Genomic DNA, 12,641 nt, shown 5'->3' with positions numbered 1-12,641 from the left:
CGTTCAGCCCTTCGGGGTTGGCGTTCCGCTCGCCTCGGCGCGCGAGGCGGCGCCCTCGGAGCCACGCTCGGGCACGGCGGCATCCGGATAGTGCTTGCGGTACTCGGCGAGGAACGCGCCAAGCGTTTCCGCGGAGGTGGCGCGGCGGGCCGCCTCACGGAAAGCCGCTGTGCGCGGCGCGTCGCTGCGGGTGAGCAGAGCGAATGTGCGCGCATCGGGTCCGTCGGCCATGGGGCCGGCGAACTTTGCCTTCAACCGCTCCAGGCCAAGGCTCTCGCCGGCCAACCCATAGGCGATCCCGGCGCGAATGACGTCGGCGCGAGCCGCATCGTCGAGGGGCTTCTTGCCGCGCCAGACGTCGCCGAGCAGTCCCTCGTGCGCCTCGCCGGCCTCGCGCCAGCGCCGTGCCGACCAGAGGATGTCGGCCCGCAGGCGTTCGGCATCCGGGCCGCTCTCTCCCTCGATCGTCTCCAGGGCAAGGTCGGTCCGCGTCAGGTCGGACAGGGCGCGGGCGCGCAGCAAGGCGCGGGCGCGGCGCAGGTCCTCGCTGAGCGATGGCAGGTGCGTCTCCTCCAGGACCTTGAATGCTTCGAGCGGCTTGCCCTCCATCAGGCGAATGGTTGCGAGCCGTGCGGCGACACTGGCGCGGGCCGGGCCGGTCAGGCGGTGCGCGACCTGATGGTCCAGGAGCTCGTCGGCGGATTCGAGCAGGTCGAGGGCGACGAGCCGGTCGGCCAGCCGCCGCACGATCTCGTCGGCGCGCCGCCCGATCGGCGCGAATTCCTTGAAGTCGAAATAGAGCGCCAGGGCCTCGACGCCGCCGAGCGAAGCGGCACGCTCGCCGAGGAAGAGATCCTCGAACAGGGCCTGCGCGGCTTCCTGCATCGTGCGCGTGGCGGGCGCGTCCGGCGCCAGGATATTGGCGCGCCGCGCCGTCGCGAAAACCTGCCGCCAGCGGCCGGCCTCGGTGTAGAGGCGGCCGAGCATGCCCAGCGTCTCGGCCTCGGTGGCGCCGCCGTGCCAGATGAGAGCCAGCGTCTCGAGCCGGTCGATGGCTTCCTTGGTGTCGATCTTGTGCTGCGTCTGCGACAGCATCGTCGCGCGCAGGCTCGCGGCCGCCGCGATGGGGCGCTGTGCCTTGGCGGCGAGGGCGTCGTAGCTCTCGAGCGCCGCTGCGACGCCGCCCTTGGCCTCGTCGATCCGGGCGCGCAGCAGCGTGACGCGGTCGCGGGTCAGCGCGTCGGCTCCGAGCGTCGCGGCGCGGATCGTGCGCAGGGCGCCGTCCCAGTCGCCGAGCTCGACCGATGCTTCCGAGGCATCTGCGTAGAGCGGTGCCGCGACGCCCTCGGGATAGCGCTCCAGCACCGATATGCCGGCATTCAGGCTCGAATCGGCCGCGCCCCAACGGCCCTGTCGGGCCGCGATGTAACCCCGCCAGAGCCGCGCTTCGGGATTGCGGGCGAACCGCTCGTTGGCCAATATCTTCTCGGCCTCGTCGAAGCGTCCGATCCGCGCCGTCATGATGCCGCGCATCAGCGCGGTCTGCGCTTCGCCGTCGAGGACAGGGTCTTCCGACGCGGCGACGGCGAGGACGCCGAGCGCCTCCATGTCGAGACCGTTGGCCATCAGTGCCTTGGCGAGCGCGAGGCGGGCCGCACTGCGTTCCGCATTCGAGGCACCCGCTGCTGCGGCATATTTTTCACGCAACGCCGCGCCGACATCGCCGCGCCGCGCGGTCTGCCAAGCATCGCGATCGATGACCAAATCACCGGCCGGCGCGACGGTCGGCTCCGGCGCACGGGTGAGGCCCGACACCGCGACGCCGCCCTCGCGCTCGATCGCAATCCCGTCGATGTCTGGTCTCACGGCGAGGTCGTCGGCATTGGCAAGCACCGCGAGGCCGACCCGGCTCGGCAGCAACTCGAAATCGACGAAGCGCTGCGGCTTCGACACACCTGCCCGCTTCGTGCCACCCGCCGTCACCACGGCGACGCGCTCGCCGTCGAGATCGAGCCAGGTGACCGAACCGGGATCGGGCAGGCCGACGCCGATGGCGACGCGGCCCTTGCCGCCCGATGCGCGTCTGGCGAGCAGGCTCTCGCTCGGCGCGACGACGTCGCCGGTCGCGAGTTCCCAGCCCCGTGGCTCCGTGACCGGAAGGAGGTCGACGAGGGTGCCCGTCGGCACGTTGAAGCGAACCACCGTCACGTTCCCGACCCGCTGCGTGGGGCCGAGCGGCACCAGTCCGGTCGCGCCGGGAGGCGGCACCGCGATCGGCCCCGGCGTCTCGAACACGAGCGTGGCAATGCCGGCCCGCTCGAACAGAGCGGCCGGGACGGCTTTCTCGAAGGGGAAGACCAGCCCAGAGCCGGCGCGACGCGGCGGCGGCTCCGTCGGTTGGATTTCCGCCTTGGCAGGTTCGCCCTTCGGGGCGGCCGTGGCCGTAGCCGGACCGTCTGTTTCGGCCTTGTCGTGCGTGGGTTTTCCGGGGTCGGCAGTTGCAGCCTTCAAGGCGTCCTTGCCGTCCTGGGCCTTCGCGGTCTCGGGCAGTTTCCAAAGGAAGTCGATGACCGCTTCCTCGCCATCGCGGCTGGTCTCGACCCTGACGCCGTCGGCAGGGAGCGCGGTCAGCTGCGCGCCCGAGGCATCGTTCACGATGTGAATGCTGCCGATTTCGGGCTTCATGCGCCCACGTGCGCCCTGATCGTCGATGCGCCATGCGCCGGCCAGCGTCAGGCGCTGACCCTCGTCGGCCTCTTCGAAGACCGCCTTGAGGTCGCGCGGCAACCTGAGGCTGACCCGGGTTCGTCCGGGCGCGTTCGAGACTTCCGCCGCAATGGATTGCGGCAGCGGTGCGGGCTTGCTGGCCGTCAGCGCGGCTTCTGCCTCGCGGGCACGGCGGGCGAGTTCGGCGATCGTCTCGGGTGGCAGCGGCGGTGGCAGTCCGGCCCAGCTTTCCGGTAGCAGGTCCACGAAGACCTGCTCGCCGGCTTGCTGCAGGTTCACGCGGTAGCCGCGCTGCAGGGCAAGCCTGAGGGCGGAGCCGTCGGGATCGCGCCGCACGATGCTGACGAAATCCGGCATGCCCGCTGCGATCCGCTCAGACCCTGCCTTGACGGCTTCGCCGAAGCTGAGCGTCAGGATCGCGCCCGAGAGGCGCGCCTTGACCGCGACCGGAACATCGAACGCAAGGATGATGCGGCCGTAGCCGCCGGGCTGGCTGCCATTGGCCGAAACCAGGCGCGCGGCCTGGGCCGAGGCGCCCGGCAAAGCGAGCCCCAGGAGGGCCGATAGCGCGACGAGCCGCAGCAGGGCACTCGCCCCGCGCGGCCGCCTCTCGCCCTCGGCTCGCAATCGCATCGCGCCCGTCCGAACTCTCGGCGACCCCGCGACAGGGTCGGCCGTACGCCACATTCGGGCCGGAGTGTCGCTGAACGGGGTGAATGCGCGCTTAAGGTCTCGTCACTGAGCCTTGGTTTCGGGAGGCTTCGCATCAGGAGCGGTGGCGTTTGGCGCCTTCGCGTCCGGTGCCTTGTGGGCGAGGAGCCCCGGGACCGTGGTTCCGCTTTCGCCGAAATGCTCGAAGGCGCGCTTGCAGCTCTCGGCGGTATTCTTCTTGTAGGCCTCGCTGTAGCCCAGCGACTCGATCATCAGCGGACCTTGTTCGAGGTCCTTGAGGTCGACGCCCATCGACGCGATGACCTTCTTGAAGCGGTCGTAATCGGGCTTCGCATCCGGGCACTCGACGTCCACGAAGCGGATCATGCCGGCGAGTTTCGCGGCGCCCTTGCGCTGGCGCTCGACGCGCGGGTCGGCCTGTGGGCCGGGAGCAGGTGCCGGCGCCGCTTGCGCCGGAGCCGGTTCGGGCGCAGCGGGCGTCTCGGCGGCGAGTGGGCCAGCCGAGGCCGCGGCGAAAGCGGCCGCGAGGCATACGGCGGATAGGGCCTGCTTCATCATCTTCCTCCCAAACGGATTTCCAGTGCGCCTGTGATCGCGCGTTGGCCTTCCGTTGCGGGAGGACGCTGCCGGGGTCAACCCAGCGCGGCTTGCCTGTTCTGCCCGGTCTCAACCACCGAAAGCGGCGGCTCTGGCGAAGGCGGCCGCGAAGCCGGCCAGCGGCACGCTGATCGTCGTCGGCTCCTTCGCGTCCTGCTTCATCCCCGACACGCTCATGGTCTGGGCGGTCTTCATGGTATCGGTGGCGAGCGTCGGCAGGCTGATCGGCACGAGGCAGCCGTCATTGACGCAGTAGGAGAAGGGCGCGCCCTTGCCGAGGGTGCGGTCGTCCAGCTTGAAGCTGACGCCGGGCTCGATCTGCATGCCGAACGGCATCAGGATCAGACCCTCGGCGCGGCCATCCTTCGGCGCACGCAGTTCGACGCTGAACTGCCGCCGGCCAGTGCGGCGATCGCCCTGGGACTGGATCACCACGCAATCCGTCTGCGAGCCCTCGCGATTACAGTTCATGGTCCAGTCGCCATAGGACTCGCTGACGGAGCGGGCCCCGTTCGGCCACTGCACTTTTGCATCGGAAACCGCCGGCTCCAGCAACGTGCCGTCAGAGGCCGCTTTGGCCGCAGGCTCCGCCGTCTTCTGATCGGCCGGCTTGGCATCCGCCGGTTTGGGCTCGGCGACCTTCGGCTTGTGCGGCAGGACCTTCTTGGGACGCGGCTTCGCCTTGGCGGCCTCCTCGGGCGCGGCCGGTGCTTCAGGCGCGGCGGCCGGGGCCTCGGGCTCCTGCGCCCGAGCCGGCGGCGCGAGCGTCGCAGATGCGATCAGCAACGTTGCCGTGAGCAGGGAAAAGCGGATCGGTGTCATGGAGCGGCCTTCAGCACAGCGTGTGCGCCGCCTAACGTTGCCAGCGGCGCGGCGCAATCATGCCGGCGGCAAAAGATTGGTGACGATGCAGGAATGCCGCGTTGATCTTGGATCTATTCAAAACTGAACTTGCCTAATTATCCCGGATCGCCCGCGGCGATGGTGCGAGCTTTTCCGGCGACGCCACTGTATGAGACCGCGGGCGTATACGAGGAACGCGGCATGAGCGGCATCTACGATTTTTCACCAAGCGATGCGGGCGGCGCGCCTCACCCGCTCAGCCAGTATCGTGGTCGCGTCCTGCTCATCGTCAACACGGCTTCGAAATGCGGGTTCACGCCGCAATACGAGGGGCTCGAAGCGCTCTGGCGGCGTCATCGCGCGGCTGGTCTCGTCGTGCTCGGCCTGCCCTGCAATCAGTTTGGCGCGCAAGAGCCGGGGAATGCCGAAGAGATCGCGCAGTTCTGCTCGCTCACCTACGACGTGACCTTCCCGGTGCTCGCCAAGGTCGAGGTGAACGGGCCGGCGGCCGACCCGCTGTTCATCCGGCTCAAGCGTGAGCGCCCGGGCCTGTTCGGGTCACAGTCGATCAAGTGGAATTTCACGAAGTTCCTGGTTGGGCGTGACGGCCGGGTGATGGCCCGGTTCGCACCCAAGACCAAGCCGGCGGATCTCGAACGGGCCGTGGCCGATGCTCTCGCCGAGGCGGCGCCAGCCTGAGCACGATATCGGGCCGGAGGTCCGGCGCGGCGCGGCCATCATTTGGAACTGTCCAGCTGTCGAGGTCGTTTGATGGGCTTGTCCCACAGCTCGGAGAGACTCATGCGAGCCCTCTTTCTCGCCGCTGCGACCGTCGTCGCCCTGAGCGGCGCCGCCTCCGCCCAGACCACCGTCATCGAACGCGACGAGCCTGCGGTCGTCGTGCGTGACCGCCCTGCCGCTGTCATCGAGCGCCGTGAGGTGGACCGCGATCTGCCGCCCGCAGCCGGATGCGAATCGAAGACCGTCACGCGCACCGACGACGACGGCGAGACCACGACCGTCCGCAAGGAGCGCTGCGACTAAAGACGGTCCCACCGGGTCGGCATCGAACCGGTTCGCGGCGATCGCGGGCCGGGAGCTACGGCAGACCCTTCTTCTCGAGCTGCTTCTTGGCCATCATCAGCTGGTCCCAGACCGTGCTGGGCGTGGTTCCGAAGAAGTCGAACACGGCGTTCGCGCTCCACCAGAGCGCAAGAACGATCAGTGGGACGAGGATCCAGGCCAGGATTTCCTCGCCGCGCCGGCGGGCCTTGCGCCGCTTGCGGCGCGCTTCGCGTCCGGTGAGCTTGGTCTTGGCCGTGACCCTCGGCTTGGGAGCCGGAGCCTGCCTGGGCGCAGGCGCGAGAGCGTCCTCATGCGTGTCGCTCGTCATGGTGCCCCCGTCGTCAGCAGATGCGCGAGAGCGCCCCCGCCCTCGCTCGTCTCATCTCGGTGCGCCCATATCCGCGACCGGCCCGAGGAAGGCAACCCGCCTTCCCCGAGTGGTTGCAACGATCACGCCTTGACGAGCGGCACCTTCGGCACCGTGCTGCGAACACTGCCGGTGCCGCCAGAGCCGTCCGGCCCGCCATTCTTGCCGCCGCCGCCACCTTTGCGCTTGGGAGCGGAGCGCGGCTTCGAGCGCTTGTGGCGCTTCACCGCGTTGGTCACGTCTTTTTCGGGACGCGGCGTCACCGGACCGGCCGGGAACTCGAAGGTGAGCGCGGATTTCGCCGAGATGTCCTTCAGCCCCTTGGCGTCGGCGTCGGCCTTGCGCAGGACGACGCGCACGAGGCCGCCGTTCTTCAGCTTGCCGAACAGGACCTCGTCGGCGAGCGGCGTCTTGATAGTCGACTGGATCAGGCGGGCCATCGGGCGCGCGCCCATCGCATCGTCGTAACCGTTCTCGACGAGCCACTCGCGTGCCTCGTCCGAGAGCTCGATGGTGACGTTCCGGTCGGCGAGCTGAGCCTCGAGCTGCAGCACGAACTTGTCGACCACCTTGGCGACCACGTCCTTCGGCAGGTGGCCGAACGAGATGATCGAGTCGAGCCGATTGCGGAATTCCGGTGCGAACAACCGGTTGATCGCCTCGACGTCGTCGCCCGACCGCTTGTTCTGCGTGAAGCCGTAGGAAGCCCGCGCCATGTCGGACGCACCCGCATTCGTGGTCATGATGATGATCACGTTGCGGAAATCGACCTGTTTGCCGTTGTGGTCGGTCAGCTTACCGTGGTCCATCACCTGCAACAGGATGTTGAACAGGTCCGGATGGGCCTTCTCGATTTCGTCGAGCAGCAGCACGCAATGCGGGTGCTGGTCGATGCCGTCGGTGAGCAGGCCGCCCTGGTCGAAACCGACATAGCCGGGAGGCGCGCCGATCAGGCGGCTCACCGTGTGGCGCTCCATGTATTCCGACATGTCGAAGCGCAGCATCTCGACGCCGAGCGAGGCGGCGAGCTGCTTGGCGGCTTCGGTCTTGCCGACGCCGGTCGGGCCGGCGAACAGGTAGGAGCCGATCGGCTTGTCCGGGTCGCGCAGGCCGGCACGGGCGAGCTTGATCGCCGAGGTCAGCGCCTCGATGGCGTTGGGCTGGCCGTAGACGACCCGCTTCAGGTTCTCGGTGAGGTTCTGCAGCACGACCGCATCGTCCTTCGACACGGTCTTGGGCGGGATGCGGGCCATCGTGGCGATGGTCGCCTCGATCTCCTTGACGCCGATGGTGCGCTTGCGGCGCGCCTCCGGAACCAGCATCTGCGAGGCCCCGGTCTCGTCGATCACGTCGATCGCCTTGTCCGGCAGCTTGCGGTCGTTGATGTATCGCGCAGAGAGTTCCACGGCCGCTTTCACGGCGTCGGCCGTATATTTCAGCTTGTGGAACTCCTCGAAATACGGCTTCAGCCCCTTCAGGATCTCGATCGTATCCGGCACTGACGGCTCGTTGACGTCGATCTTCTGGAAGCGACGCACCAGGGCGCGATCCTTCTCGAAGTACTGGCGGTACTCCTTGTAGGTCGTCGAGCCGATGCAGCGCAGCGTTCCGCTCGCGAGCGCAGGCTTGAGCAGGTTCGAGGCATCCATCGCACCGCCCGAGGTCGCGCCGGCGCCGATCACCGTGTGGATCTCGTCGATGAACATGATCGCGTTCGGGTGCTGCTCGATCTCCTTCATCACCTGCTTGAGGCGCTCCTCGAAGTCGCCGCGGTAGCGGGTTCCGGCGAGCAGCGTGCCCATGTCGAGCGAGAAGACGGTGGCGTCGGCGAGAACCTCCGGCACCTCCTTCTGGGTGATCTTGCGGGCGAGGCCCTCGGCGATGGCGGTCTTGCCGACGCCGGGATCACCCACCAGCAGCGGGTTGTTCTTCTGGCGGCGGCAGAGCACCTGGATCGTGCGCTCGACCTCGGAATGGCGGCCGATCAGAGGATCGATCTTGCCGTCCTTGGCCTTCTTGTTGAGGTTGACGCAGTAGGCATCGAGCGCGTCACCCTTCTTCTTGGTGCTGCGGCCACCCTCCTCGTCGCCACCGGGGCGCTCAGAGGATCCCTCCTCGTCCGAACCGCGCACGGGCTTCGACTCGGAGGCGCCCGGTCGCTTGGCGATGCCGTGACTGATGTAGTTGACCGCGTCGTAACGGGTCATGTCCTGCTCCTGCAGGAAGTAGGCGGCGTGGCTCTCGCGCTCGGCGAAGATCGCGACGAGCACGTTGGCGCCGGTCACCTCCTCACGTCCCGAGGATTGGACATGGATCACCGCGCGCTGGATCACGCGCTGGAAGCCGGCCGTGGGCTTGGCGTCCTGGCGTCCGTCGCCGGTGAGGTTGGAGAGTTCGGTGTCGACGTATTCGACGAGGTTGCGTTTGAGGACGTCGACCTCGACGGAACAGGCCCGCATCACCGCGGCGGCGTCCTGATCGTCGACCAGAGCGAGCAGGAGATGCTCCAGCGTCGCGTATTCGTGGCGCCGCTCACCGGCCAGGGCCAGTGCGCGGTGGAGGGCTTGTTCCAGGCTACGTGAAAAGCTTGGCAATGCTCGAGCCTTTGTTCCGGGGCCTTACTTCTTCTCCATAACGCACTGGAGAGGGTGTTGGTGCTTGCGGGCGAAGTCCATCACCTGCGTCACCTTCGTCTCGGCGACCTCGTAGGTGAAGACGCCGCACTCGCCGACGCCGTTCTGATGCACGTGCATCATGATCTGATATGCGTCGTCGTGGTTCTTATTGAAGAAGCGCTCGACGACATGGACGACGAATTCCATCGGCGTGTAGTCGTCGTTCAGGAGGAGCACCCGGTAGAGGCTCGGGCGCTTCGTCTTCGGCTTGGTGCGCGTGATGATCGCGGTGTTCGAGCGGTCGCCATCGCCGGACCCGCGCGGACCCGCGGCCGTGATCGGCGTGGCGCCGTTGGCGCGCCAGCCTTCGTGTCCAGCGGTCGCCATGGCCCGCTTCGGTGTCTGACACATCGGAATCGTATCGAGTCCGTCCGGCGGCATATTTCGTTCGTATGACGTTGTTCGTGGGAAGTGTGACGGACCTGAGGCGGCCCTCCGCCCAGGGCGCCGCTGAGACGCAACCAGCAACAGGCAATCTATAGGCCGTGATCCGACTCCGCCAGTCGGATGCGCTCACTTGTCCGGGTCCGGCGCACGATCTTTACGATTGGTGACGTGCGACTTTCGCACAGCTTGCTGTCGAACCACGCGGTTTCGTCGCCGAACGCGTCCGAATTAACGGCCGCGTAACCGCGTCCGCATACCGTTGCGCATCAGTGATGGAGCGGAATGCCGGGCCGACCCGGTGCTGTCCGCGATGACGGCGCGGCGCTGGCCGGCCAATCGGTTCGAAGAGTGCGGAACGGATCATCGGTAATGCGTAGCGCGTCAGGCCGTACCCTTCGTTCGACCGTTCCTCCCGCAGCCCTGGTCGCTGCCGCGATCCTTGCCGCGATCACCACCCCGGCCGAAGCACGCCGCCACGGGCATCATCGGGCGGCCCATCATCGCGCTGTGGCCGGCGGCTACAATCCGCCTTATGCCGCGATGGTTGTCGACGTGAAGACCGGCAAGACGCTGCACGCGGTCAACGAGGACGCCCTGCGTCACCCGGCCTCGATCACCAAGGTGATGACGCTGTACATGCTGTTCGAGCAGCTCGAGCGCGGCCGCTACCGGCTCGATTCGCCGCTGACGATCTCGGCCAACGCCGCCTCCATGGCTCCGTCGAAGCTCGGCCTGCGCCCCGGCTCGACCATCGAGGTCGAGGACGCGATCAAGGCCATCGTGACGAAATCGGCCAACGACGTGGCCTGCGCCATCGGCGAGAACATCGCCGGGTCGGAAGCAAGGTTCGCCGAGATGATGACGAGCAAGGCTCGCTCGCTCGGCATGACCCGCACGCACTATGCCAACGCCTCCGGCCTGCCGGATGCCGACCAGATCACCACGGCCCGCGATCTCACGGTGCTCGCCCGCGCGATCCAGGATCGCTTCCCCCACTACTACAAGTACTTCCAGACCCGTTCCTTCGCCTTCCGCGGCCGGGTCATCGGCAACCACAACCACCTGCTCGGCAATGTCCAGGGCGTCGACGGCATCAAGACCGGCTACACGCGCGATTCCGGCTTCAACCTGATGACCGCCGCGAAGTCCGACAACCGCCAGATCGTCGCCATCGTGCTCGGCGGCAAGTCGGGCGCGAGCCGGGACCGGATCATGGCCGACCTCGTCCGCTCCAGCCTGCCGCGCGCCTATGCCGGTGCCCGCCAGGTGCCGGGCCTGATCGAGACGGCCGAGCGCGGCCGCCCGGCCGTCATCGCCGACGCCGCGTCGAAGACCCGCACCCGCTACGCCTCGGCCGAGGACGACGAGATCGAGACGACGAACTCGACGGATGCTGTCCCGACCACGACGCCTGGCATGAGCCGCAAGCCTCTGCAGGCGATCCCCGGCGCGGCGCAGGCCTATGCCGGCGCCCCGGCGCAAGCCCCGTTCCCGGGTGGCAAGTCGAGCGCAAGGCTGCCGGCCTACGATTATGACGCCGTCGCCGCTCGCTCCGAGGCACCGGCCAAGCCCGAGAAGGCCGAGATCACCTCGCGCGGCGTGACGCCGACCGCCTGGGTGATCCAGCTCGGCGCCATGGATGACGAGGACAAGGCGAAGTCGATGTTGGCCGAGGCCCGTGGCCGCGCCGGTGGCGCGCTCGGCAAGGCAGCGCCCTACACTGTGCGCGTCAGCCATGGCGGCACGACGCTTTACCGCGCCCGGTTCTCGGGCTTCGCCGAACAGGGCTCCGCGCAGGATGCCTGCTCGGCGCTGAAGAAGAACGGCTTCAACTGCTTCGCCACCCGGAGCTGACGACCGGGAGCCTGTGACTACCCGCCGACCCTCGTCCGGGCCGGCGGCCAATCTCACCCATCACCTTCTGACAACGCGCGTGGAGTATCAGCGATGTCGGTTCGTCAGTCTGTCTCGAGCCGCGTTGACGCGAGCGGCAAACGCAGCGCTGCCCCCCTGGTCGGGATGCAGCCGCTTCATCAGCGTTCGGTGCGCCGCGCGGACCTCCTCCAGGGACGCCCCGCGCTCAAGCCCCAGGATCTGATAGGCCTCCTCCTGCGTCATCGCCCCTGGGTCAAGCGGGCGGCCCGTCCGCGGGTCAAGATCGCGCTCAGCGTCTACACGCCAGCCGGGATGCCGGCGGTCCAGATACGCCTCTAGAAGACCCGCGCCTTCGGGATCGGACCCTCGGCAGAGGGCGAGAAACGCGACGAGATCGTCGCGCGGAACGGCCGACAGGCGCTCCCCGGCTCGGGGGCCGGCCAGGACGAGGCCGTCACCCGAACCGTGATCGAGCTCGATGCTCGCGGTGCGCCGCGCCGACCGCCTCGGCGTCAGCTCCGACAGGAGGCGGCCCAGCCTGCCGGCCAGCCTCTCCCCACCCCACACGATCCAGAGGCCGGCTCCCGCCAGCAAGGCGGACGGCAGCAGGGAGCCGCGCATCGCCAGCAGGGCGGCGAGCGCGAAAGCCGCATATCCCGCGAGCCGACGCGGGGTCAGGCCCGCAGGCAGGCGGCCGCCGCTGCGGCCGAGCCACCAGAAGCCGAAGAGCGCGACGAGACCGAGGGCGAGAAGCATGGCCCCGTGATCGGATCGTTCGGCTCCCAGGTAAAGGCTCGAGACGGGTGCGCTCGATCACCGACGCCCGGCCGATACTGCCGAATGATGCAAGATGCCCACAGTCGTCCACAAGCTGTGAAGGTGCGCCACCGCACTGCAGCGATGGTAGCCGCCAAGCTAACGAATTGCTTACACTTCGAACGCACAGTCATCGTATTGCCGATGAGGAGCATCCGAGGTGCACCCAAGGCGCAAAGGCCGTGAAACCTTTGTGTCGGGAGTGTGGAACTGCGTCGAGAACGTGTCGATCAGGCCTGAATTGCCTGAAATGATCGCAAAGACGTCAACAGATGCTCCCAATTGCGCACGAAGAAGCATCATCTCGGCTCGTTGAAGCGACACATCGCCGATGAGCCTCAAGAGAACAGGGTTCAAGAGGACAGTCGAGACATGGAAACCGAGGCTCTCGAACGACCGGCCGACCTGACGATTTGGCGCACGCTGCCGGCTTCGTCGCCGCTGGCGCAGCCCGCTCGCTACGACACGCTGCGCGAGGCGCTCGCCGCCGCCGCCGGCGCCCTGACCGACCCGGCCAAGCAGCCCTGGATCATCACGGAAGAGGGCGAGATCCTCTCCCCCAACTGGATCCGCACCTACCTCAACTGATTGCGGCGTTTCGCCGATCGATATGGCCG

General features: G+C 67.9%; 11 protein-coding genes. 4 read left to right on the top strand and 7 right to left on the bottom strand.

The annotated features are described in order from the left end of the window. Positions 1-3: 3 nt before the first annotated feature. The 3 genes from HCU64_RS02920 to HCU64_RS02910 form a co-directional block, all read right to left on the bottom strand. The gene (locus HCU64_RS02920; RefSeq protein WP_233382278.1) at positions 4-3,360 is read right to left on the bottom strand and encodes a hypothetical protein; all 3,357 of its coding nucleotides are present in this window, start codon (positions 3,358-3,360) and stop codon (positions 4-6) included. A gap of 102 nt (positions 3,361-3,462) precedes the next feature. Next, a complete protein-coding gene (locus HCU64_RS02915) occupies positions 3,463-3,957 on the bottom strand; it encodes a hypothetical protein (protein ID WP_233382277.1) in 495 nt (164 codons plus the stop codon). A 108-nt stretch (positions 3,958-4,065) separates the two neighbouring features. Next, a complete protein-coding gene (locus HCU64_RS02910) occupies positions 4,066-4,818 on the bottom strand; it encodes an invasion associated locus B family protein (RefSeq protein ID WP_233382276.1) in 753 nt (250 codons plus the stop codon). A gap of 222 nt (positions 4,819-5,040) precedes the next feature. Between HCU64_RS02910 and HCU64_RS02905 the strand changes: the two genes are divergently transcribed. Together HCU64_RS02905 and HCU64_RS02900 are read left to right on the top strand one after the other, a co-directional pair. Continuing rightward, positions 5,041-5,538, top strand: a complete 498-nt coding sequence (locus tag HCU64_RS02905) for a glutathione peroxidase (RefSeq protein WP_233382275.1) — start codon at positions 5,041-5,043, stop codon at positions 5,536-5,538. Positions 5,539-5,640: 102 nt separating this feature from the next. After that, positions 5,641-5,883 (top strand): hypothetical protein, encoded by a 243-nt coding sequence (locus HCU64_RS02900; protein ID WP_233382274.1) that lies wholly within the window; start codon positions 5,641-5,643, stop codon positions 5,881-5,883. 55 nt (positions 5,884-5,938) lie between these two features. Here HCU64_RS02900 and HCU64_RS02895 read toward each other — a convergent pair whose 3' ends face one another. The 3 genes from HCU64_RS02895 to clpS all read right to left on the bottom strand — a co-directional run bounded on the left by HCU64_RS02895 (position 5,939) and on the right by clpS (position 9,273). Continuing rightward, a complete protein-coding gene (locus HCU64_RS02895; RefSeq protein ID WP_233382273.1) occupies positions 5,939-6,232 on the bottom strand; it encodes a hypothetical protein in 294 nt (97 codons plus the stop codon). A gap of 122 nt (positions 6,233-6,354) precedes the next feature. Then, positions 6,355-8,865 (bottom strand): ATP-dependent Clp protease ATP-binding subunit ClpA, encoded by a 2,511-nt coding sequence (gene clpA / locus HCU64_RS02890; protein WP_233382272.1) that lies wholly within the window; start codon positions 8,863-8,865, stop codon positions 6,355-6,357. A gap of 24 nt (positions 8,866-8,889) precedes the next feature. Continuing rightward, positions 8,890-9,273 (bottom strand): ATP-dependent Clp protease adapter ClpS, encoded by a 384-nt coding sequence (gene clpS / locus HCU64_RS02885; RefSeq protein WP_233382271.1) that lies wholly within the window; start codon positions 9,271-9,273, stop codon positions 8,890-8,892. Positions 9,274-9,702: 429 nt separating this feature from the next. Between clpS and HCU64_RS02880 the strand changes: the two genes are divergently transcribed. After that, entirely contained in the window at positions 9,703-11,187 is a 1,485-nt protein-coding gene (locus HCU64_RS02880) for a serine hydrolase (protein WP_233382270.1), read from the top strand. 87 nt (positions 11,188-11,274) lie between these two features. On the opposite strand, the gene HCU64_RS02875 is transcribed toward HCU64_RS02880, so the two are convergent. Further along, entirely contained in the window at positions 11,275-11,964 is a 690-nt protein-coding gene (locus HCU64_RS02875) for a J domain-containing protein (protein WP_233382269.1), read from the bottom strand. A gap of 432 nt (positions 11,965-12,396) precedes the next feature. Here HCU64_RS02875 and HCU64_RS02870 point away from each other — a divergent pair, with 432 nt between their 5' ends. Further along, positions 12,397-12,612 (top strand): hypothetical protein, encoded by a 216-nt coding sequence (locus tag HCU64_RS02870; RefSeq protein ID WP_233382268.1) that lies wholly within the window; start codon positions 12,397-12,399, stop codon positions 12,610-12,612. The last annotated feature ends 29 nt before the right edge of the window (positions 12,613-12,641 follow it).

The sequence above is a fragment of the Methylobacterium sp. C25 genome, assembly GCF_021352225.1.
Classification (GTDB): domain Bacteria; phylum Pseudomonadota; class Alphaproteobacteria; order Rhizobiales; family Beijerinckiaceae; genus Methylobacterium.
Note: the sequence above shows the minus strand (reverse complement) of the source record. Positions and strands in the feature narration are given on the sequence as shown.

Excerpts from the sequence above, each read along its gene's own strand:
- HCU64_RS02920 (WP_233382278.1), bottom strand. The coding sequence starts at position 3,360 with ATGCGATTGCGAGCCGAGGGCGAGAGGCGGCCGCGCGGGGCGAGTGCC.
- HCU64_RS02915 (WP_233382277.1), bottom strand. The coding sequence starts at position 3,957 with ATGATGAAGCAGGCCCTATCCGCCGTATGCCTCGCGGCCGCTTTCGCC.
- HCU64_RS02910 (WP_233382276.1), bottom strand. The coding sequence starts at position 4,818 with ATGACACCGATCCGCTTTTCCCTGCTCACGGCAACGTTGCTGATCGCA.
- HCU64_RS02905 (WP_233382275.1), top strand. The coding sequence starts at position 5,041 with ATGAGCGGCATCTACGATTTTTCACCAAGCGATGCGGGCGGCGCGCCT.
- HCU64_RS02900 (WP_233382274.1), top strand. The coding sequence starts at position 5,641 with ATGCGAGCCCTCTTTCTCGCCGCTGCGACCGTCGTCGCCCTGAGCGGC.
- HCU64_RS02895 (WP_233382273.1), bottom strand. The coding sequence starts at position 6,232 with ATGACGAGCGACACGCATGAGGACGCTCTCGCGCCTGCGCCCAGGCAG.
- clpS (WP_233382271.1), bottom strand. The coding sequence starts at position 9,273 with ATGGCGACCGCTGGACACGAAGGCTGGCGCGCCAACGGCGCCACGCCG.
- HCU64_RS02880 (WP_233382270.1), top strand. The coding sequence starts at position 9,703 with ATGCGTAGCGCGTCAGGCCGTACCCTTCGTTCGACCGTTCCTCCCGCA.
- HCU64_RS02875 (WP_233382269.1), bottom strand. The coding sequence starts at position 11,964 with ATGCTTCTCGCCCTCGGTCTCGTCGCGCTCTTCGGCTTCTGGTGGCTC.
- HCU64_RS02870 (WP_233382268.1), top strand. The coding sequence starts at position 12,397 with ATGGAAACCGAGGCTCTCGAACGACCGGCCGACCTGACGATTTGGCGC.